This window comes from Mesorhizobium temperatum (assembly GCF_002284575.1).
GTDB lineage: Bacteria > Pseudomonadota > Alphaproteobacteria > Rhizobiales > Rhizobiaceae > Mesorhizobium > Mesorhizobium temperatum.
On sequence record NZ_NPKJ01000047.1, the window covers coordinates 87,701 to 108,819 of the forward strand.

Annotated in this window: 22 protein-coding genes and 1 riboswitch; of the genes, 10 read left to right on the forward strand and 12 right to left on the reverse strand. The window is 63.2% G+C overall.

Annotated features, from left to right (window positions below; translation table 11 throughout):
* Positions 1-24 precede the first annotated feature (24 nt).
* From CIT26_RS15755 to CIT26_RS15765, 3 genes are all read right to left on the reverse strand, one after another.
* Positions 25-642, reverse strand: coding sequence for a LysE family translocator (locus CIT26_RS15755; protein ID WP_095493429.1), 618 nt, complete (start codon positions 640-642; stop codon positions 25-27).
* 124 nt (positions 643-766) lie between these two features.
* Positions 767-1,714, reverse strand: a complete 948-nt coding sequence (locus CIT26_RS15760) for an aldo/keto reductase (RefSeq protein WP_095493430.1) — start codon at positions 1,712-1,714, stop codon at positions 767-769.
* A gap of 153 nt (positions 1,715-1,867) precedes the next feature.
* Positions 1,868-2,836 (reverse strand): GlxA family transcriptional regulator, encoded by a 969-nt coding sequence (locus CIT26_RS15765; RefSeq protein ID WP_095493431.1) that lies wholly within the window; start codon positions 2,834-2,836, stop codon positions 1,868-1,870.
* Between the two features lie 168 nt (positions 2,837-3,004).
* Here CIT26_RS15765 and CIT26_RS15770 point away from each other — a divergent pair, with 168 nt between their 5' ends.
* Entirely contained in the window at positions 3,005-3,985 is a 981-nt protein-coding gene (locus CIT26_RS15770; protein ID WP_167391421.1) for a quinone oxidoreductase family protein, read from the forward strand.
* Positions 3,986-4,070: 85 nt separating this feature from the next.
* On the opposite strand, the gene CIT26_RS15775 is transcribed toward CIT26_RS15770, so the two are convergent.
* Positions 4,071-4,616 (reverse strand): gamma-glutamylcyclotransferase, encoded by a 546-nt coding sequence (locus tag CIT26_RS15775; protein ID WP_095493433.1) that lies wholly within the window; start codon positions 4,614-4,616, stop codon positions 4,071-4,073.
* A 120-nt stretch (positions 4,617-4,736) separates the two neighbouring features.
* On the opposite strand from CIT26_RS15775, the gene CIT26_RS15780 reads away from it, so the two are divergent.
* Together CIT26_RS15780 and CIT26_RS15785 are read left to right on the forward strand one after the other, a co-directional pair.
* On the forward strand, positions 4,737-5,735 hold the full coding sequence (locus CIT26_RS15780; protein ID WP_095493434.1) for a DUF2125 domain-containing protein: 999 nt from the start codon (positions 4,737-4,739) through the stop codon (positions 5,733-5,735).
* Between the two features lie 55 nt (positions 5,736-5,790).
* Complete coding sequence (locus CIT26_RS15785; RefSeq protein ID WP_095493435.1) at positions 5,791-6,714, forward strand: sugar kinase; 924 nt, start codon at positions 5,791-5,793, stop codon at positions 6,712-6,714.
* A gap of 139 nt (positions 6,715-6,853) precedes the next feature.
* Here the strand turns inward: CIT26_RS15785 and CIT26_RS15790 are convergent, their stop codons facing one another.
* Together CIT26_RS15790 and hisC are read right to left on the reverse strand one after the other, a co-directional pair.
* Positions 6,854-7,789 (reverse strand): prephenate/arogenate dehydrogenase family protein, encoded by a 936-nt coding sequence (locus tag CIT26_RS15790; protein ID WP_206072771.1) that lies wholly within the window; start codon positions 7,787-7,789, stop codon positions 6,854-6,856.
* A 6-nt stretch (positions 7,790-7,795) separates the two neighbouring features.
* Positions 7,796-8,905 (reverse strand): histidinol-phosphate transaminase, encoded by a 1,110-nt coding sequence (gene hisC / locus CIT26_RS15795; RefSeq protein ID WP_095493437.1) that lies wholly within the window; start codon positions 8,903-8,905, stop codon positions 7,796-7,798.
* A 309-nt stretch (positions 8,906-9,214) separates the two neighbouring features.
* A riboswitch (SAM riboswitch) is annotated at positions 9,215-9,292 on the forward strand.
* A gap of 119 nt (positions 9,293-9,411) precedes the next feature.
* On the opposite strand from hisC, the gene metX reads away from it, so the two are divergent.
* Positions 9,412-10,581, forward strand: coding sequence for a homoserine O-acetyltransferase MetX (metX, locus tag CIT26_RS15800; protein ID WP_095493438.1), 1,170 nt, complete (start codon positions 9,412-9,414; stop codon positions 10,579-10,581).
* Positions 10,582-10,753: 172 nt separating this feature from the next.
* Complete coding sequence (gene metW, locus CIT26_RS15805) at positions 10,754-11,368, forward strand: methionine biosynthesis protein MetW (protein ID WP_095493469.1); 615 nt, start codon at positions 10,754-10,756, stop codon at positions 11,366-11,368.
* A 73-nt stretch (positions 11,369-11,441) separates the two neighbouring features.
* Here the strand turns inward: metW and CIT26_RS15810 are convergent, their stop codons facing one another.
* The 3 genes from CIT26_RS15810 to CIT26_RS15820 form a co-directional block, all read right to left on the reverse strand.
* Positions 11,442-12,254: a DUF1194 domain-containing protein gene (locus CIT26_RS15810; RefSeq protein ID WP_095493439.1), complete on the reverse strand. Its 813-nt coding sequence runs from the start codon at positions 12,252-12,254 to the stop codon at positions 11,442-11,444.
* Positions 12,255-12,339: 85 nt separating this feature from the next.
* On the reverse strand, positions 12,340-14,166 hold the full coding sequence (locus CIT26_RS15815) for an ABC transporter ATP-binding protein/permease (protein ID WP_095493440.1): 1,827 nt from the start codon (positions 14,164-14,166) through the stop codon (positions 12,340-12,342).
* 119 nt (positions 14,167-14,285) lie between these two features.
* Positions 14,286-15,062, reverse strand: coding sequence for a class I SAM-dependent methyltransferase (locus CIT26_RS15820; RefSeq protein ID WP_095493470.1), 777 nt, complete (start codon positions 15,060-15,062; stop codon positions 14,286-14,288).
* 200 nt (positions 15,063-15,262) lie between these two features.
* On the opposite strand from CIT26_RS15820, the gene gloB reads away from it, so the two are divergent.
* Together gloB and CIT26_RS15830 are read left to right on the forward strand one after the other, a co-directional pair.
* On the forward strand, positions 15,263-16,030 hold the full coding sequence (gene gloB, locus CIT26_RS15825; protein ID WP_095493441.1) for a hydroxyacylglutathione hydrolase: 768 nt from the start codon (positions 15,263-15,265) through the stop codon (positions 16,028-16,030).
* Positions 16,031-16,052: 22 nt separating this feature from the next.
* Complete coding sequence (locus CIT26_RS15830) at positions 16,053-16,481, forward strand: cupin domain-containing protein (protein WP_095493471.1); 429 nt, start codon at positions 16,053-16,055, stop codon at positions 16,479-16,481.
* A gap of 166 nt (positions 16,482-16,647) precedes the next feature.
* Here CIT26_RS15830 and CIT26_RS15835 read toward each other — a convergent pair whose 3' ends face one another.
* From CIT26_RS15835 to CIT26_RS15845, 3 genes are read right to left on the reverse strand one after another with little or no spacing between them, the layout of a single operon-like run.
* Positions 16,648-17,316, reverse strand: coding sequence for a lysoplasmalogenase (locus CIT26_RS15835; RefSeq protein WP_095493442.1), 669 nt, complete (start codon positions 17,314-17,316; stop codon positions 16,648-16,650).
* A complete protein-coding gene (gene yddG / locus CIT26_RS15840; protein WP_095493443.1) occupies positions 17,316-18,203 on the reverse strand; it encodes an aromatic amino acid exporter YddG in 888 nt (295 codons plus the stop codon). Before yddG ends, CIT26_RS15835 begins: the two co-directional genes overlap by 1 nt.
* 28 nt (positions 18,204-18,231) lie before the next feature.
* Positions 18,232-19,020: a DUF3108 domain-containing protein gene (locus CIT26_RS15845; RefSeq protein WP_095493444.1), complete on the reverse strand. Its 789-nt coding sequence runs from the start codon at positions 19,018-19,020 to the stop codon at positions 18,232-18,234.
* Positions 19,021-19,276: 256 nt separating this feature from the next.
* Here CIT26_RS15845 and rpmB point away from each other — a divergent pair, with 256 nt between their 5' ends.
* The 3 genes from rpmB to CIT26_RS15865 all read left to right on the forward strand — a co-directional run bounded on the left by rpmB (position 19,277) and on the right by CIT26_RS15865 (position 21,099).
* Positions 19,277-19,573, forward strand: coding sequence for a 50S ribosomal protein L28 (rpmB, locus tag CIT26_RS15855; protein ID WP_023797188.1), 297 nt, complete (start codon positions 19,277-19,279; stop codon positions 19,571-19,573).
* Between the two features lie 81 nt (positions 19,574-19,654).
* Positions 19,655-20,335 carry a queuosine precursor transporter gene (locus CIT26_RS15860; protein WP_095493446.1) on the forward strand — a complete coding sequence of 227 codons (681 nt, stop codon included), beginning with the start codon at positions 19,655-19,657 and terminating at the stop codon, positions 20,333-20,335.
* 62 nt (positions 20,336-20,397) lie between these two features.
* Positions 20,398-21,099, forward strand: a complete 702-nt coding sequence (locus CIT26_RS15865; RefSeq protein ID WP_095493447.1) for a spermidine synthase family protein — start codon at positions 20,398-20,400, stop codon at positions 21,097-21,099.
* Positions 21,100-21,119 lie beyond the last annotated feature (20 nt).

Below are 21,119 nucleotides of genomic sequence, written 5' to 3' on the forward strand. Positions count from 1 at the left end.
CATCTGCTTGGTCGGCAGTATCCCCTAGGGGACCACAGCCAGCGCCGTTGTCAAAACCAGTGTCGCCGCGAACGTCAGATTGATGATCCGCGAGGCCACGGGTTTGCGCAGGAAGCGCGCAAACGCTGCCCCGGCGAGAAGCCACAGGACATGGATGGCGACGATCATCGAAGCGAGGACCGCCAGCTTGAGCCCTGCATCGAGCTCACCGGCGGACGACGTGCCGGCAAATACGGCGGCAATCGCCACATAGGCTTTCGGGTTGGCGACGGCCAGAAGAAACCCGCCGAGGAATGTGGGACGTGCCGCCCCGCCGGTACGCGCTGCCAGAGGCGGAGCCGTTGCTATCTTGAAGGCGAGGTAGAGGATGTAGGCTGCGGATGCGACCGTCAGGAGCGGTGTGAGCTTCGGCACAGAGGCGAGCATGGCCGTAATGCCCGTCGCCACGACCAAAAGCACGGCGACCGTACCAAGAATGATGCCCGAGGCGTAGCGGAGCGAATCGCGCAGGCCGAAGGCGGCGCCAACGGCGGTGACGCTTATCGTCGCCGGCCCCGGACTGCCCATCACGACCGCCGATGCCAGCACAAGCGCGAGCAATTGCTGCCATAGTTCCGGATGGGAAAAGACCTGTTCGGCCATCTGTATACCAGTATCCAGGCGCGATGCGGGCAATGGTATGGCAGGGCAGACCAGGGCGTCTTGAACGATCGTGCAGGGAGCCTTCCGGCGCAGGCCGCGCACGGTTCTTGGCTGCTGTTTGAGTCTATGCGCTCGTGCTGTCGAGCTCGGCGATATCGTCCGGACTGAGCTTCAATGATGCGGCGCGGACGAGGCTGTCGACCTGGTCCAGCGTCGTGGCGCTGGCGATCGGCGTCGTTACGCCGGGCCGCGCGATCACCCAGGCGAGCGCCACTTCCGCCTGCTTGGCCGCGTGACGCGCCGACACGGCGTCGAGTGCCGCCAGGATGCGCATGCCGCGCCCGTTGAGATAGCCCTTCACACCGTCGCCACGCGCGCTTTTGCCGAGATCGGCTTCGCTGCGGTACTTGCCGCTCAAAAACCCTTTGGCGAGGCTGAAATAGCTGATGACGCCGATATCCTCGGCCATGCACAGCTCGCGGAGCGGCCCGTCGAATGAGGCACGGTCGTAGAGATTGTACTCCGGCTGCAGTACCGCATAGCGCGGCAGGCCCCGCAGGCTTGCCACGTCGAGCGCGGCGCGCAACTGGCCGGCGTCGAGATTGGAGGCGCCGACATGGCGGATCTTGCCCTTGGCGAGCAGTTTTTGGTAGGCGCCGAGCGTTTCCTCGTAGGGGGTGGTCGGGTCCGGCCAGTGCGACAGATAGAGATCGACGACATCGGTCTGCAGCCGCTTCAGCGACGCATCGATGGCCCTTTCGATATAGGCGGCGGAGAGATCTTTCCTGCCCTGCCCCATGTCCGACCCGACCTTGGTGATCACCACGACCTTGTCGCGGTTGCCGCGGCTCTTCATCCATTTGCCGATGATCGTTTCGGATTCGCCGCCCTTGTTGCCGGGAACCCAGCGCGAATAGGAATCGGCGGTGTCGATGGCGTTGAGGCCGGCGCCGATGAACCGGTCGAGCAGGTCGAAAGAGGTTTTCTCGTCGGCGGTCCAGCCGAAGACGTTGCCGCCCAGAACCAGCGGCGCGATGGACAGGTCGGTTTGACCGAGACGACGTTTCTGCAAGACTGATCTCCGTGGGGAATGGAAAGGAGGGGGCGAAAAGCCCTCGCTTACCTAGGTCTCACCGCGCCGAGGTCAAAGGCCTGGCCGTTCTTTCCGACGGACCAGTGCTTTCACAAGGGCGCGATCCGCCGCGTTCGACGTTCCAGCCGATGTCTACTGGCTCTGGCGCCGGTATTCACCAGGCGGCAGTCCGACCACGCGGTTGAAAAGCCGGCTGAATGAGGCCGTGTCCCGGTATCCGACCTGGTAACATATTTCCGAAATACCGAGTTTGGTGCTTTCAAGAAGTGTTTTCGCGGCCTCAAGGCGCCGGTCTTGGATCCATCGGCCGGGAGTGGTGTGCAATTCATCGGAAAACCGGCGCGCCAGCGTTCGCGGCGACAGACCGAGTTGCGCACCAAGGAAGGTAAGGTCGAGCGCCCCGAGCTGTTTTCTGGACAGGGTTTCGAGCCGGTCGCGGAACGGCTCTTGCGAAGGCAGCAGATCGGTGAGCGGGAACTCGTAGGGTGTCTGGATCTGCCGCGACGGCGGCAGTACCAGCAACTTGCGAACCAGGCGCTCCTCCCTGGCGAAGCCAAGGTCCCGCAGAAGCGCCTTGCCGAGCTCCAGACCTGAAAAGCCGCCGCCGCAAGTATAGATCCGTCCGTCCCGGATCAGCACACGTGAAGCGTCCCAACGCACCTTTGGAAAGCGGCGCTGGGCATCGGTCTTCAGCCACCAGGAGATTGTCGCGCGCTTTCGGTCGAGAAGACCGGCGTCTGCCAGGAAGTAACCGGCCCCGCAATGCGCGGCGATGATGGCGCCGTCGCGTTGCGCGCTTGCGATAAGCGGCGCGGCGTGGCGGCTCTCTTCCTCCAGCGCGGCAACAAGCTCCGGGATTTGCATGCCGGGCATGGCCAGCAGGATCAGCAGTTCCATGCGCTGCGAGGGTTCGCGTCTGGTGTGAAAGGAGATTCCAGGCGTCGTCGTGGCGTCGGCCTGCCGTGCCACGAATTCGAAGGAAATCGCCGGCGCGCCGCGAATGGTGTTTACCAGCTCGAACATTTCGACAAGCGTCGCGGCGACAGCCGAATAGAACGTCGACGGCAGCCAGATCACGGCGTGGACGGGACGATTGTCCAAGATGGCTCCTTTGAGCAGCTATGGCAAGTTTAGCACATAGATTGTCAAATCTGCCAATTCCGATTTTTGCCAGCGGCCTTAGGTTCCGCGACGCCGATGCAAACACCGTGCCTGCGATCTGGCCGCGTCCAGATTGCATGGCCAGATCGCCCTCTATTGGAGACCGCCATGAAAGCAGTTGTATTCGACGCAATCGGCTCGCCGCAGGACGTGCTCTATCTCGGCGACGTGCCCATGCCGCGAATCGGCGACGGTGAGGTGCTGCTCAGGATGGTCTCCGCCTCGATCAACCCTGGCGACTTTCTGTTCATCCAGAACCTCTATCCCGAACCGAAGAAGCCGCATTTCCCGCGCCAGATCGCCGGAAACCATGGCGCCGGCATTGTCGAGGCCGTGGGCGCGAACGTCGCCTTGAAACCGGGCACGCTTGTCGCATTCAGCTACTACAACAGCTGGGCTGAATATGCCGCCGTTCCGGCCGCTTGGCTGATCCCGCTGCCCGCCGGCTATCCGGTCGAACGCGCCGGGCAGATGGTGAACCCCATCACCGCCTGGGACCTGCTGGCGGATTCCCGTGTGCAGCCTGGACAGTGGCTGGCCGTCACGGCCGGCTATTCATCGGTTTCGACGATGGTGATGCAGTTCGCCCAACGGCGCGGCATCAACGTGATTGCGCTCGTGCGACGATCTCGCGACAGGCTGGACCTGAAGGGGCTTGGTGCTACCGCCATCCTCGATCTGTCGGGTTTGAAGGTCGGCATCAGGGAAGCGATCATGGACATGACCGACGGCGCCGGGCTGAACGGGATCATCGATAATGTCGGCGGACCCGTCAGTGGCGAGTTGATCCGCACCCTGGCGATGGGCGGGCAGATGGTTATCAATGGCGGCATGAGCACCGAGCGTTTCGAACTGCACAATTTCGACGTGCTGCTGAGCGGCCTCGAGATCAGGGCAAATATCTACCGCTACTTCTTTTCGCCGCCTGTCGAAGCCGACCGACCAGTGTTGCGCGAGATTGTCGACATCTTCGGCCAACCCGATTTCCATGTCCCTGTTGGCGGCATCCATCCGCTGGCGGAGTTCGAGCTCGCCGTGACGAACAGCCTGGATCGCGCCGATCTCGGAAAGCAGATTTTCGGGATGTAACCCGGACCATGATCCCGAACCGAAGGTCAGCGAAGCAAAAAGTGGGAACCGGTTTTCGGGATCATGGTCAAACAACGAAAGAAGATCATGACCCGATCCGTTTCGCTACCTCTTCCAGCCAGTGGTCGCGGATGCCCAGCGCCTCGAGGTGCTCCAGCGTGCTGAGCACGTAGTCCTCGTTCTTTCCCGATTGGCCGACGGCACCGCGAACGACGGTCGCCGCATCGGCAGCATCGAGCGCGCCGGCATATTGCTCGTGGGCACGATCGACGACATAGGCGACCGCCGAGACCGTCTCGCCCCCATCCGTCTCGCCGTTCGTAGCGTCATTGTCGAGGCGAATGCTAAGCATGCGCTCGCGATAGACATTGGTGACCAACTCGCGCTCGCGCAGATAGGTGATGACCTCGTTGCGCAGATCGCCGGGGACGCGGAAAGCCAACCCGATGCAGGAGCCGCCACGGTCGAGGCCGAGCACCAGGCCGGGCCGTTCGCGCGTGCCACGATGCACGAAGGAGTAGACGCACAGCGAGCGGCGGTAGCCGTGGAGGCGGGCGCGCCGCGTCTCGACATGCGCAAAGCCCGGCCGCCAGATCAGCGAACCGTAGCCAAAAACCCAAAAATCGCCCATATCGCCAAGCCTGGTTGCAGCACCGCACTGGAATCGGTGTTTTTTCAATCCGTCTCCGTCTACCTGATGTTGCCGGAAACGACAGTCCCCTCTGCAACACGCGCTAGCGAGAGCCGCAGCATGACGTCAAGTGACGAGCGTCCGCCGAATTTTCGCCGCCGCCTCTTCTGGCTTGGCGCTTTCATCCTTGTGCTGTTCGGCCTCTACAGCGCCGGCTGGTTCTACCTGGCGGACAAGGTCAAGAGCGAAGCCGACAAAGCGGTGGCCGAGCTCAACGGCAATGGCATCGAGGCGGACTGCGCCAATCTCACGGTCAGCGGCTATCCCTCGAGCTTCGCCATCTCCTGCGACAGCCTGGCTTATCAGGACGACACCAGGAACGTCGCCGCCTCCCTCGGCAGCCTCAACGCCGTCACGCACATCACCCAGATCCTGTCGCCCGGCGCCGACCTGCGGGGCCCGCTCAGGGCCTCCGCGCCGGGGATGGCGCCGCTGTGGATCGACTGGGATAATCTGCGAGCGACCGTCAAACTGTCCTGGCCCCTGCCCCGGCGCGTTTCACTGGAGGCCCAGGGTCTGTCAGCCCAAACCGATCCGGCGGATGGCACTGACCCGGTCGAGCTGTTCAGCGCCGGGACAGCGGCCGGACAACTGCGTCCGAACGGCCAGGACATTGACTATTCCGGGAGTTTCACCAATCTCGAAATCGATCCAGGGGCGATCGATGGCCGCGTGCTGCCGCCGCTCGACGGCAGTGGCGACGTGACGCTGAAGAACGGCGTGGCGCTGATCAAGACACAAACAGAGAGCATGCGCGGCCAGGCGGTGGATATCGTCAAGCTCGATCTGTCGTCGGGGACCGCGCGCGTCACCGTTTCCGGACCGGTGTCGGTCGATGCCGACGGGCTGATCGACGCCGACCTGATGATCAAGCTCAGCGATCCGAAGGCGGTGGCGGCAATCCTCGGCAAGGCCATTCCCGAGCAGAAGAACCAGATCAAAACCGGCTTTGCCGGGCTGGCGCTGCTTGGCAACGAACCGTCGATGCCCCTCAAGGTCGTCAAGGGCAAGGCCTCGCTGGGTTTTATCCCGCTGGGTAGGATCAAGCCGGTCGATTAGACCATGATTGCGAACCTTCAGTTCGGAGAAAAATCATGAAGAAACAGGAAGATAGATGAACAGCCCGGTGAAGCTCCTGAGTGTTGGCGCGCTGACGCTCGATACGATCCTTGGCGTCGACACGCTTCCGGCACGTCCGGGCAAGTTCATTGCATCCGACGGCCTCCAGATCGCCTCGGGTATGGCTTCGAGCGCGGCCTGCGCCGCACGCCGCCTCGGCGCGGACGTATCGCTATGGGCGAGCGCGGGCGACGACCTCGTCGGCGATCAACTGGTCGCCGGGATCGAGGCCGAGGGCGTCGATTGCAGCTTTGTCCGGCGCGTCGGCGGCGCGCGGTCGGCACTGTCGGCCATCTTGGTCGACACGCATGGCGAGCGCATCATCGTTCCTTTTTATGACAAGCTCGCCCAGGCCGACCCCGATGCGCTCCCCATTCAAGATCTAACCGCATTCGACGCCGTCCTGGCCGATGTGCGCTGGCCGGGCGCAGCAGCTTTGGCCCTGGCGGCGGCGCGCGAAATCGGCCGTCCGGCCATACTGGACGCCGACACCGCGCCACGGGACGTGCTGGAACGGCTGTTTCCGCTGGCCTCGCACATCGTCGCGTCGGAGCCGGCGGCGTTCATCCTCTGCGGCGAGGAACGAGGTCCGCAAAAGGCCTGTGAAGCGCTGGGCAGACGCACCGATGCGTTTGTCGCGGTGACCGGCGGCGCGGCGGGAAGCTGGTGGTTCGACCGCTCGGTGGGGTCCGTGCGCCATGTCGCGGCGCCAAGGATCAAGGCAGTGGACACGCTTGCCGCGGGCGACGTGTTTCACGGGGCCTTTGCCGTCGGGCTGGCGGAAGCCATGCCGATCGAACGGACATTGCGCTTTGCCAGCGCCGCCGCCGCGCTCAAATGCCAGCGCTTCGGCGGCCGGCTGGGCGCGCCAGACAGGGCCGAGACACTGGCGATGATGGCGGCCCATTGGCCGGCCTGAGACAGCGGCGGGCTTTCAAATCGAATCGGACCGCCGCGCTAAAGCGCGTCGCGTTTGAATGGATTCATGCGGCGCGCTTTAAGTTCTTGTTTCATGCATGTCGTTATCGCAAAACCGCTGCGCACTTTTGCGCGATGCTCTATCCCTTGGATGGGTGCTCGACCGCCTGCCGGCCAAAGTCCGGCACATCGATGTCCTGGCCGGCCTCGATGATCGAGCGGCGGACGGCGCGGGTGCGGGTGAACAGGTCGAACAGCTTTTCGCCGTCGCCCCAGCGGATCGCCCGCTGCAGCGAGGCCAGATCTTCCGAGAACCGCGCCAGCATTTCGAGGATGGCGTCCTTGTTGTGCAGGCAGACGTCGCGCCACATGGTTGGGTCGGAAGCGGCAAGGCGAGTGAAATCGCGAAAGCCGGAGGCCGAATATTTGATCACCTCGGACTTGGTCACCGACTCCAGATCGTCGGCGGTGCCGACGATGTTATAGGCGATGATGTGCGGCAGGTGCGAGACGATGGCCAGCGTCATGTCGTGATGCTGGGGATCCATCGTGTCGATGTTGGAGCCGCAGCGGCGCCAGAATTCCGAGAGTCTTTCCAGCGCCTCGGGATCGGTGCCGGGCAACGGCGTGAAAATGCACCAGCGGTTCTCGAACAGTTCGGCAAAGCCGGCGTCCGGACCCGATTTTTCAGTGCCGGCCAGTGGATGGCCGGGAATGAAATGCACGCCGGCAGGCACATGCGGTTGCATCTGCGCAATGACCGACGCCTTGGTCGAGCCGACATCGGTGAGGATGGCGCCCTGCTTCAGCGCCGGTGCGATTTGCTCGGCGACCTCGCCCGAAGAGCCGACCGGCACCGAAACGATGACCAGGTCGGCATCGCGGACCGCCTCTTTCGCATCCATCGCGTAGGAGGAGCCGAGGCCGAGTTCCTTCGCCCGCGCCAGCGTCGTTTCGCTGCGCGTCGAGATGGCAACGTGGCGGGCAAGGCCTTCGCGATGGATTACGCGCGCCAGCGACGAGCCGATCAGGCCGATGCCGACCAGCGCGATCTTTTCGAACATCGGTGATGTCATGGTCTTCTAGCTTTTCAGAAATGTCGCGAGGGCGGCGACAACGCCGCGATTGGCCTCTTCGGTGCCGATGCTCATGCGCAGTGCATTGGGGAAGCCGTAGCCGGAAACGCGCCGCAATATATAGCCGCGCGCGGAGAGGTAATCGTCCGCAGCCGCCGCCGAATGTTTTTTGTCTTCGGGAAAGTGGATGAGGACGAAATTGCCGACGCTCGGCGTCACCCGCAGTCCGAGCTTGGTCAACTCCTCGCTCACCCATCGCAGCCAAGTGTCGTTATGAGCCACGCTGCGCTCGACATGGGCGCGGTCGCGGATCGCGGCAATGCCGGCCTCGATCGCCGTCGCGTTGACGTTGAAGGGACCTCGCACGCGGTTGATCGCGTCGATGATATGCATCGGCGCGTACATCCAGCCGATCCGCGCACCGCCGAGGCCTAGTTTGGAGAAGGTGCGGGTCATAACCACGTTTTCCGCGCCAGCCACCAGTTCGACGCCGGCTTCATAATCGTTGCGGCGGACATATTCGGCATAGGCTGCATCCAGCACCAGAAGCACGTTTGGAGGCAGGCCGGCATGCAGGCGGCGCACCTCCTGGAACGGCAAATAGGTGCCGGTCGGGTTGTTGGGATTGGCGAGGAAGATGATCCTGGTGCGCGGCGTCACCGCAGCGAGGATAGCATCGACGTCGGCGCGCTCATTGGTTTCCTTGACCGACACCGGGACAGCACCTGCCGACTGGATGTAGATCTTGTAGACCATGAAGCCGTGTTCGGTGATCACAGCTTCATCGCCGGGCGCGAGATAGGTCTGCGCAAGCAGGCCGAGAATCTCGTCGGAACCATTGGAACAGACGATGTTCGCCGGGTTGAGGCCATGCACCTCGGCGATCGCCTCCCGCAGGCGCCTGGCGGTGCCGTCGGGATATATGTCGAGTTTGGCCGCGACGTCGCGCGCGGCTTCTATCGCCTTCGGCGAGGGGCCGAGCGGGTTCTCGTTCGACGACAATTTGTGGACCTTGGCAACGCCGGCCGGCGCCGTGCTTTTGCCCGGCACATAGGCTTCGATGTCCATGATCCCCGCGCGGGGCGTTGGACGTGCCTGATCCGATGCCTGGTTCATATTGCAAAATCCGTCGAGAACGCTTCCACCTAGTGTGGTGGATTTGAAGTTCCTGCCATTTGGTGGCAACAGCGCTCAGGAACTTCAAATCCAGCACACTAGAATTCATTGGTTGCTAGTGTGGCGAATCCGAAATTCGCCCACTGCGCTGCTCCAACGCGATGCGAATTTCGGATTCGCCACACTAGAAGCCGCAGCGGAAATACAAGCCGTGGCCTGGAATGTCGAGAGGCGGCGATCATGGGTGAGCGACTGGCATGGGTGAACGACTGGCCGTTGACGCCGAGACGCTCCGGTCCTAGAAGAAAGGCGAAATCCCGTGGTGATTTGGCCGGTCGGCTTGCAGCCACGTTAAACAACTCGCTAAAGGGCCGTTTGCATCCTGTAACCGGCTTTGCGAAGGCGATGTCGGTTTTTTGTTGTCCGTAGCCGGCCGGACATTCGCATCGACCCGAAAATCGGAATCGACTTTCGGAAAGCGCGATGGGTTAATGTAAGAGGATGCGATGGTCGCGCTGCGCACTAAAAGAACCAATAACGAGGCCGACGAACCGTCGAGCCCGGTGTTGCGTTTCGGTGCCGACAAGCCGCTCAAGCTCGATGCCGGCACGCTGCTGTCACCGTTCCAGATCGCCTACAAGACTTACGGCACGCTCAACGACGCCCGCTCCAACGCCATCCTCGTCTGCCATGCACTGACCGGCGACCAGCATGTCGCCAGCACCAATCCAGTGACCGGCAAGCCAGGCTGGTGGGAAGTGCTGATCGGCCCCGGCAAGATCATCGACACCAGCCGCTTCTTCGTCATCTGCTCAAACGTCATCGGCGGCTGCCTCGGCTCGACCGGCCCCGCCTCGACCAATCCAGCCACCGGCAAGCCCTACGGGCTCGACCTGCCGATCATCACCATCCGCGACATGGTGCGGGCGCAGTTGATGCTGGTCGACCATTTCGGCATCGAAAAACTGTTCTCGGTGCTCGGCGGCTCGATGGGCGGCATGCAGGTGCTGCAATGGGCGTCGAGCTACCCGGAGCGCGTTTTCTCAGCGCTGCCGATCGCCACTGGCGCGCGCCATTCCTCGCAGAACATCGCCTTCCATGAGGTCGGCCGGCAAGCGGTGATGGCCGATCCGGACTGGCATGGCGGCAAATATTTCGAGCAGGGCAAGCGCCCGGAAAAGGGACTGGCTGTGGCGCGCATGGCCGCTCACATCACTTATCTGTCGGAGGCGGCCCTGCACCGGAAGTTTGGCCGCAACCTGCAGGACCGTGAAGCGCTCACCTTCGGTTTCGACGCCGACTTCCAGATTGAGAGCTATCTGCGCCATCAGGGCATGACCTTCGTCGACCGCTTCGACGCCAACTCCTATCTCTACATGACCCGGGCGATGGACTATTTCGACCTCGCCGCCGATCATGGCGGCCGGCTGGCCGACGCCTTTGCCGGCACCAGAACCCGTTTCTGCCTGGTCTCCTTCACCAGCGACTGGCTGTTCCCGACCGAGGAGAGCCGCTCGGTCGTTCATGCGCTGAACGCGGCCGGCGCCTCGGTGTCCTTCGTCGAGATCGAGACCGATCGCGGCCACGACGCCTTCCTGCTCGACGAGCCGGAGCTGTTTGCCGCCATCAACGGCTTCATCGCCTCGGCGGCTCGCGCCAGGGGGCTCAGCGCATGATCCCTGAAGATTGCAGACTTTTCGGACTGGGATCATGCGCCAGGCATCAGCGCATGACCCCGAAAAGTTGCAGACTTTTCGGACCGGGATCATGCGCCAGGCGTCAGCGCATGACCCCGAAAAGTTGCAGACTTTTCGGACCGGGATCATGCGCCAGACAAACGGCACGATCATGAGTGTCAACCACGCCCAGCGCGTCGACCTCGAAGTCGTCGCCGATCTCATCCCGGCGCAGTCGCGGGTGCTGGATGTCGGCTCCGGTGATGGCCTGCTGCTCGAATTGCTGCAGGCGACGAAGCAGGTCGACGGCCGCGGGATGGAACTGTCGCAGCGCGGCGTCAACGAGTGCGTGGCGCGCGGCCTGTCCGTCATCCAGGGCGACGCCGACAAGGACCTCAAATTCTATCCCGACAAGGGTTTCGATTTCGTCGTCCTGTCGCAGACCTTGCAGGCGACCCGCAACCCGAAGCTGGTGCTCGACGAATTGCTCAGGATCGGCACGCACGCCATCGTCTCCTTCCCCAATTTCGGCCACTGGCGGGTGCGCCTTTCGCTGTTCGTCGAAGGGCGGATGCCGGTGACCAAGGACCTGCCCTATTCCTGGTACGACACGCCCAACATCCATTTCTGCACCATCCGCGACTTCGTCAATCTCTGCGAAGAGCTCGGCGCAACGGTGGAAAAGGCAACCGCGCTCGACGCCAATGGCCAGAAGATCGGCCTGTCGATGCCATGGTGGTTCTGGAATTTCTTCGGCCAGCAAGCGGTGTTCCTGCTGAAGCGATAACGGCCGTCGCATATGGGCGCGGCCGGCACGAGTCCGGAGACCATCTAGGATTGATTGCCATTCATCGACCAGTCTACCGATTAAGTTCCGGAAAATACGGGTCGGAGAAAAACCGCCGGTCGCGCTCGCCTTGCAAACAGTCGACCGGTGCTGCCGCATCGACCCGGATCGATCCAGGATCGGCCCCGGGACCGGCAACACCGCTGACCTCCAGGACCAGCTTGCGGCGTATGGCGGTCACGAATTCGGAAGCGGCATAGACGGGCAGCACGAAGGAGCCTGGCCCGCCGGTAACGCACTCGGCATAGTATTGGTCGAGATGGCTTAAGCTGGGCGACGGGCTGATCAGGATCGGCAGGCCGTTGACGACGATGTCCTTTGCCACCGCGGCGTCGCGTGTCGTGGTGACGGGCGTCCCGGTATTGTTGGGGCCATCGCCTGAAATGTCGATGACGCTGCGCGTCGCGTCGAAAGCGGCTCCATCCAAAAGCTTGGCGCCGAAGGCGAGCGCACCGGAAATCGAAGTGCCGCCAAAGCTCCTGAACGGGCGCGCCTCGATCTTGTCGGCGAAAGCGTTGGCGCTCTCAGCATTGTCGATGACCTGCCAGGCAATGACCGCATCGTCGCGGACGGTGCCTGCCCATTCGAAATAGGCCAGCGCGATGCGGCCGGTCACGCCCGAACGCACCGCATTGATGAAGTCGGGGTGGCGCAGCGCCTCGACATAGCCGGCGCGCTGCAGGGCGAATTCCTTTTCGTCCATGGAGTGCGAAATGTCGACCGCCAGCACCAGTTCGACGTCCACTGCAATGGTATCGGCGGGCGTGGCCAGTGGCGCTGCCTGGGCGCAGGCGAGGCAGGCAAACAGGCTAAGCGCGTCAAGCATGGTTCCAACGCCGCAGGCTTCCGAACTATACCGGCGATCTTTCGCCGCGATCACGGCGAAATAAAGCTTGCCGGCGTATGGCCGGCTACGTCTCTTGGTAGGCTGCCGCGACGGCCGGGGGTGGTTCGATCGCGCCGGCCCTGACACGCACTGGCTTGAGAGCTGGTCGCTCGATGTCTTTCACGATCGCCAATGAGCGTGGAAAGAATTCAATGTTCTGCTGGCCTCGGCCGATATTGAGGATTGCGGCGTCGGCCAGACGCGCCTCCAGCATCGACAGCACCCGCCTCAGCGTCGCGCCGTCGAACGTGTCCAAGGCCTCGTCGATGATCACCCATTTCGGCTGCCGCAAGACCAGCCGGGCAAAGGCAAGCAGGCGCTGCTCGTCATCGCTCAACTCGCGCTCCCAGCGCGCCGAGCGATCGAGCGAGGACGACAGACGCCCGAGACCGACCTCGGCAAGCACCGCCGAGATGTCGGCGTCGCTGAGCGCGGCATCGGCGTGGTTGAGCACCTCGCGCAGCGTGCCGAGCGGGAAATAGGGCTTGCGGGGAACGAAGGCGGGCACCTCTCCGGCCGGCATGCCGATCCGCCCGCTTCCCCACGGCCACAGACCGGCAATGGCGCGAAAGAACAGCGTCTTGCCGGCGCGCGGATCTCCGGTGATCATGACGCGCTCGCCGGCGCGGATTTCGACATGGGGTTCGGCGAGCTTCGTACATCCATCCCGCGACGCAACCTCGAGGTTCTCGAATGTCAGCCTGCCATTCGGATTTTCGCCGATCATGATGCGTTCTTCGGTGTCGTGCAGCACATCCGTTTCAACGAGCGCGATGCGGAAATCGGCGACGCGCATCAGCGTGGCGCGCCAATCGGCGATGCCGCCGATATTGTTGATGAACCAGCGCAACGAGGCATGCACCTGGTTGAAGGCGCCGACAGCCATCATCAGCCCGCCGAAGCTGATATCGCCGGCGAAATAGACCGGTGAGGCGACAAGGATCGGCGCGACGACAGTGATCCAGCCATAGGTATCGGTCACCCAGGAAAGATTGATCTGGGCGCTGTAGATGCGCCGCATCGCGCCCAGCACCGTGCCGAGGTCGAGCTCGAGCCGTCGTCTGGCGTCGGCCTCGCCATGCGCCAGCGCGATGGCGTCGACATTCTCGTTGACGCGGACCACCGAGGAGCGCAGTTCCGCCTCACGGGTATAGCGGTCGCTGTTGAAACGAATGAGCGGCCGTCCCACCAGCCAGCTCAGCCAGGAGGCGGTGCCGGCATAGAGGATCGCAGCCCACACCATGTAGCCCGGAATGGCCAGCGAATAACCGCCGATATGGAAAACGAAGCCCGAAGACAGCGACCATAAGACGCCGACGAACGAAACAAGCAGAATGAACGACTGCAATAGCCCTATGCCGAGGCCGGTGGAAAGATCGGAGAGATGTCCGGCATCCTGCTGCAGGCGCTGGTCAGGGTTGACGCCGATAGCGCCGGCGTTGGCGAGCCGGAAGGCGCGCGCCGGCCGCATCCATTCACCGATCAGATCGAGGGTCAACGCCTCACGCAGCTTCAGCCGGATCATCTGGTCGAGCCAGGTCTGGCCGACATTGAGCACCAAAAGCCCGCCGGCGATGGCGGCAAAGACCAGAAGCTGGTGCAGGAAACCCTGCATGTCGCGCCGAGCCAGCGCGTCGTAGAAGGGCTCGTTCCAGCGATTGAGCAGAACCTGCCCGATCGAGGTTGCCACAATGACGGCGACTATGCCGACGCAGGCCCAGAGCAGGTGTTTGCGGATCGGCGAGGTCCCCAGCGCCAGCTTGATCGTCGCCAATTGGTCGCGCAGGCTGCTGGCCTCGATCGACGCGGCAACCGACTTGGCGCTGGCCTCGACATCCGGATGATCAGCCATTGGTGAAGTCCTTGAATTCGCAAGCGGTGCTGAAACCGGTGAACATGTCGACACATTTGGGTAGCAAACCCGCCCTCGACAGATAGGTGAGAAAAAACGCGATTCCGATCACGAACATGTCATCGACGGATCGGCGATGTTGCGTTCCCGGTCGGCGATATCCGGCCGAGCCTTGTGGCGCCGTGCGGCGAGAAAACCGGCACGAAGACGCGGCGAGATGCGCGCTGGACGACCGGCACGCCCTGATAGAGCCGCTTCTGCGCCTCGACCACGATAACGCCGGAAAAGATCGGCCAGAACCTGCGGCCGGCGCGCTCCAGCACATTGTGGAACTGCATCATGAAGCGTCGCCGCGATGGCGGGAAGAACAGGGCATCGGACCAGGCCGCGGGCGTGAAATTCGCTTCGCGCAGCAACTCGGTGAGCTGGCCGCGTGAGAAAGGCCGGCCGCTGCCGAAAGGCGTATGCTCGAAACGGGCCCAGACACCGCGCCGGTTGGGCACGACGATGACGACGCGGCCGGCGGGCGACAGCACCCGCCAGATTTCGTTCAGCGTCTCGCGCGGGTTCTCGGCATGTTCGAGTGAATGGACGAGCAGCATGCGGTCGATGGAGGCATCGACCAGCGGCAATTCCTCATCGAAGACCAGTGCGGTGGCGGTCGGCCCCGTAGCCGGCCAGACCACCGCGCCTTGCGTTGCCGGCATGAAGGCAAAGACACGCTCCGCGTCGGTGCCGAACCGCTCCAGCCACGGCAAGGTGTAACCGAGGCCGACCAGCCGCTCATTGGGCACGACAGCCCATATCGAGGACAAGGCCATGGTGATCGAGCGTTCGGCCAATCGCCCGAGCGTGGTCGAATAAAACGAGCGAAGGTCGATGATATCGGAATGCATGCGCGGGACGGTATCTTCGATGCTGTCCAAGTTCAACAAAGGCGGATGACATCCGCGGGCAAGCGCCCTATGTCTGCGGCGACAACTGCATCGGCCCGAAATCGGTTTCAATTTCGGAAAGCACGATGCAGCAGATGAAAAGTGTTAGAGCGTCCTTTGTGCATCCAACTGGACGCACGGCGCACTAGTGGAGAGACGCCATGCCGGTTGAAATCGAACAGTTCATGTGCCGCAGCGACAATTTCGGCGTGCTGGTGCATGACCCGAAAAGCGGCCAGACCGCGATCATCGACGCGCCCGAGGAGGCGCCGATCCTGGCCGCGATCGAGCGTACCGGCTGGACGCCGACGATGATCCTGACCACCCATCACCATGTCGACCATGTCGAGGCCAATCTGGCGCTGAAGGAGCGCTTCAAGCTGCGCATTGTCGGACCGGAAGCGGAAAAGGCAAAAATCCCCGGCATCGACGAAACCGTCGAGCAAGGTTCGGTCATCCACCTCGGCGACGAGAGGATCGACGTGATCGCCACGCCCGGCCACACGGCAGGCCATGTCTCCTATCATCTGCCGGCATCGAAAGTGGCGTTCACCGCCGACACGCTGTTCGCGCTCGGCTGCGGCCGGCTGTTCGAATGCAAGCCGCCGGTGATGTATGAATCGCTGAAGAAGCTCGCGGCACTTCCGGCCGAGACGGTCGTTTATTGCGGCCATGAATACACGCTCTCCAACGCCCGCTTCGCGCTGACCGTCGACCCGACCAATTCGGCATTGAAGGAGCGCGCTGCGAAAATCGAGGCGCTGCGCGCCGATGACAAGCCGACGCTGCCGACCACGATCGGCGAGGAACTGTCGACCAATCCGTTCCTGCGCTGGCACGACCCGGCAATCCGCAAGCATCTTGGCATGGAGAAAGCCTCCGACTCCGAAGTGTTCGCCGAAATTCGCAAGCGCAAGGACAACTTCTGAACACCATGACGTGCTGGAAATCATGACCAGTTCCGCCGAAATCATCGCAACGCTCGGCCTGAAGCCGCATCCGGAAGGCGGCTGGTATGCCGAAACCTTCCGCGATGGCACGGAGGGCGCGCGCAGCCATTCGACCGCGATCTATTTCCTTTTGGAGCAGGAGCAAGTGTCGGCCTGGCACCGCGTCAAGGACGCGGCCGAGGTCTGGCACTTTTACGCCGGCGCTCCGCTGGCGCTGTCGATGCACCGGGAAAACGGACCGGTGATCGAGCAGGTGCTCGGCAAGGCATTGGCGGCGGGCGAGCGGCCGCAGATCGTCGTGCCGGCAGGCTGGTGGCAATCGGCACGCAGCCTGGGCGAGTGGACGCTGGTCGGCTGCACCGTGGCGCCAGGCTTCGATTTCGCCGCCTTCGAACTGGCCGAATCGGGCTGGCAGCCGGGAACGCCCTAGCTATGTCGAGATTCAGGTCAGGCCGAGCCGGAGTCGAAGACCGGCGCGAAGCGACCAAACAGGTGGACTCCGATAATCGGAACGGAGCGTAACGTTTGGGTACGTGAGTGCCGGAAGCGCAGGAAACCGCCGTTTGCAAACCCGCATCACTTGAATATCGACCTCCCTAACCCAGCAGGAAACCCATCGTGATCGCCAGCTGGGCGGCGTAATACAGCATCCAGACTGCGTAGCGCATCCAGGCGCGGTGTGGCGAGATGGCGCTCAGCAGGAACTTTTCCGAGGCGAGCAGCCCGTCGGACGCCATGAACAGCACGGCGCCGCAGATGATCCAGAAATTGCTCAGGGTGAGGGCTGAAATCGCCATGGCGAGGATTGCCGCGATATAGACGCCGACCGGAAGGCGCAAGGCGGGGCCGACACGGCGCCAGAGCGCAAAAAGCATGGCGAGCGCGAACACGGCCATTGCCATGGCAATCGCCGCGCGCCACGGCTCGGCCGACAGCAGCCCGACCCCGTTGCCGAAGCGCAGGAACAGCGCGATGTAAAGCCCATGTGCAACGAGAAAACTGGCCAGCCCGCCAAGAAAAGCCTTTTCACCGTCGCGTGACAGGAACGCGTCGCCGATGGCGCTGAACGTCAGAGCCGCGACGAGCAGCCACGGACCGCCCTGCAGCGATGCCACCACGGCAAGCATTGCCACGGCCAGTGTCTTGACCGCAGAACGCGCAAGCGTCGGCGGCATGTCGATGGTGAAGGCGTAGATCGCTGCCGCCACCAGCGAAAACAGCAGCGTCGCATTGGCGTTGGCTTCGATGCCGCCGGGAAACGGCATCACGCCCCGGCCTCGCTCGTTGCCCGCTTGCGCAAGAACAGCGATTTCGCCGCAAGGGCTGCCCCGCCGGTGATCAGCACGCAGGCGGCGAGGATGCGCAGGGACGGTTCGGCGAAACCGGCAGCAATCAGCACCAGCGTCGACAGCAGTGGCGCGGCATAGCTCGCCGCGCCCAGCACCTGGATGTTGCCGCGCTTGACCCCGATATCCCAGGCGTAGAAGGCCGCGCCCACCGGCATCAGTCCGAGGCCGAGCACGGCCAGCCACTGGCCGGCGCCGACAGGCAGCACCGTCTGTTCCAGCATGAGATGGCAGACAAGCGAAAGCGCTGCCGTAGCCGCACAGAACCAGGTGACGATGCTGGTCGGCACCGACGGAAAGCGGCGCGACAACAGCGAATAGGACGACCACAGCACGGCGCAGACGCCGGCCATCGCATAGCCGAAGGCATAGCGTGCGTCGAAGGCAAGCCCGCCACCCTTGGTGACGATCAGGAAAGTGCCGGCAAGGCCGAGCAGCGCGCCGACGACATGGTTCCAGGCCAGCCGCTCGCCCGGCATCAGCGCCGATCCGAGCACGATCAGCAGCGGCCACAAATAGGCGATGAGGCTCGCCTCCACCGCCGGTGCGTTGCGCAGCGCGGTGAAATAGAAGAAATGATAGCCGAACAGGCCGGCAATGCCGATCACCCACACTTGCGGCGGTATCTTCTGCCGGCTGGCGGCGGCCGGCATGAACAGCCGCGCGACGAGCCCGACGCCGGTGCCGATCGTGAAGGTGATCGCTGAAAGCAGGAACGGCGGCACCGCGCCGGAAGCGTCCGTGAGCAGCGCCAGCAGCGCCCACATGGCGACCGCCGAGAAGCCGATCAGTGTTGCGCGCCCCATGTCCGTCTCCGGCGGCGCGCGATCGCGCCTATTCTGTCGCTTCGAACCGCTCCGCGCTGACGGTGAGGGTGCCGATTTTCGTACCGACCGTGGCGTGGATCGGCGCATATACGCCGGTTTGGCCAACCGGTGCAAACGTCACCATGATGCGGCTGCGCTTTCTTAGGTAATCCAAGGATTTGCGGTTCTTGCGGTAACCCGCCACCGGCTCAAAGCCCAGCCTGCAGGTGACGGTATCGCCCTTGTAGCCGCGCACCGAGGTCGAGCCTTTCGAATCGTAGGTCAGCGTCAGATTGGCGCGCATCTCGCCGTCATAGAGCTTCACCGTGCGCCCGCAGACCTTGTCGAGACTATCGGCATGGATGACGGTGGCGGCCATCGGATCGAGCACCGACGCGAGATGGCTGGCGCCCAGCGGTATCCAATTCTTGGGATTGCGCTTCTTCGGCGCTGGCACGACCTTCGTCGCGGTAACGGCGCCGTTGGCGAACTGGATATCGATCATCGATGCCTTCTCGCCCGATTTGTAGTCGGCGCGGAACGCCTGCGGCTGCAATTGCTTGCCCGAAATCTTGCCTTTTGACGAGACCGTGCCACGCGTGTCGTCGAATATTGTGGCGAGGCCGGCGCTGGAGACGCTGCCCTCGATCGAATAGGTATCGCCTTCGTAACTGCTGGAAAAGCTTGCCTTGGCCACCGAGAAGCCGTGGACCGAAACTGTATACTCGCCCTTGAAGGATTGTAGCGTGGCGGCAGACGCTGCCGTCGGCAGCGCCACGGCGAGAGAGGCAAGGAGAGCATGGGACGAACGAAGCATGGCGGGATCGATCCTCGATTTTTCAGCGGAAGCGGACAACTCCGGCCTGGCATCTCCTTGTGCGATCGCTTATAGGCTGAATTCCGGCCTTTATGTGAAAGGCGTCGTCACACCCGCGCGCAAGCCGGAGCTTGACGCATCGGCGAAATGCAACTATGGAACGCCAACTTTTTCCATAAGGCCGCCTGACCGAAACCGCGCGCCACCCGGCGCGGGTCGAATGTTTGGCCAGACCGAGAACTGAAGGTTTAGAACCATGTCCCGCACCTGCGAACTCACTGCCAAGGCAGTCATGTCCGGCAACAATGTGAGCCACGCCAACAACAAGAGCAAGCGTCGCTTCCTGCCCAATCTCGTCAATGTGACGCTGATCTCGGAAGCGCTGAACCAGAATGTTCGCCTGCGCATTTCGGCCAACGCGCTGCGTTCGGTCGAGCATCGCGGCGGCCTCGATGCGTTCCTGGCCAAGGCCGACGCCAAGGAGCTGTCGCAGCGCGCGCGCCTGCTGAAGAAGCAGATCGCCAAGAAGCTTGCCGAACAGCCGGCCGCTTAATTTTTCAGGCAACCGCCTTCCAAGGAGTGTCGTCCGAACTCGGCATGACACCCCGCTGGTTCCATTACCCAGGATAAAAAAATGAGTTTTGTCTCCCGATATCTGTCCTTTGTTGCGGCCATGGCGCTTGTCGTGGTGGCGTCGAACATCCTCGTGCAGTTCCCGCTGCAAGGTGCGATCGGCGGCTTGTCGCTGGCCGACATTCTGACCTGGGGCGCCTTCACCTATCCGTTCTCCTTCCTGGTCACCGACCTTGCCAACCGCCGCTACGGCCCGGCCGTGGCGCGCCGGATCGTGTTTGTCGGCTTCGCGGCGGCGGTGATCTGCTCGGTCCTCATCCCGCCCCTGCTGTTCCGCTACGGCTTGATCGAGTTCGAAACGGCCGCCGACCGGTTGGTGCGCATTGCGGCGGCTTCCGGCACCGCGTTCCTGATCGCGCAACTGCTCGACGTGACCGTATTCAACCAGCTGCGCCGGCAGAGCTGGTGGCGGGCGCCGATCGTCGGCACGCTGGTCGGCTCGGTATTCGACACCGCCGTGTTCTTCACCGTCGCCTTTTCGGCGGCTTTCGCCTTCGCTGGCCCGAACGATGGCTTCGCGCTCGAAACCGCGCCGCTGATGGGCGTGCTGCCGGTCGAGGCCATGCGCTGGGTGTCATGGGCGCTCGGCGACCTCGGCGTGAAGCTGATCATAGCCGTGGTGGCGCTGATCCCCTACAGGCTGCTTGCCGCCCGCTGGAGCCAGCCGGCACTGGCGGCATAGAGCATGATCCCTGAAAGTGGGAACCGGTTTTCGGAAAAGATCATGCTCACAGGTTCTCGAGCATGATCCCATGGGTCCAGCTCGATACCGCGAAAACGCCTGACGGCGACCACGAGCTTCGCCTGAAACAACGCGGCACCGAATTCTCGATCATGCTCGGCTCGAACGAGCTGATGAACAGCCGCCTCAGCGGTTCCGAGGAAGCGCTGGCAAGACTGTCCTGCCAAAGGATTGCCGGCCGCCCGCAAGCCAAAATCCTGATTGGCGGGCTGGGCATGGGTTTCACGCTGCGTGCGGCGCTTGCCGAGCTCGGCGCCAATGCCGGTATCGTTGTCGCCGAGTTGGTGCCAGCCGTCGTGGCATGGGCACACGGCCCGATGGCGGCGGTTTTCGGCGGCTGTCTCGACGATCCGCGCGTGACTGTTCGCGAGCAGGATGTCGGGCAGATCATACGATCGGAAGCCTCGGCTTGGGATGCCATCCTGCTCGACGTCGACAACGGTCCGGAAGGAATCGTCCACGAGGCCAACGATGCTCTCTACAGTATAGCCGGGCTGATCAGCGCGAGAGCAGCGCTCAAGCCCAGCGGCGTGCTGGCGGTCTGGTCGCAGGGACCCGACAGCGGCTTCGCCCGCAGGCTCAAGCAGGCAGGCTTCGCGGTCGAGGAAGTCAAGGTCCGCGCCAATGGCAAGCGCGGCGCGCGCCACGTCATCTGGATCGCGACCAACGGACCCCGGCCTGCCGCAACCGGCGCCAAGCTGTAGCTTGTTATCGGCCGTCCCTT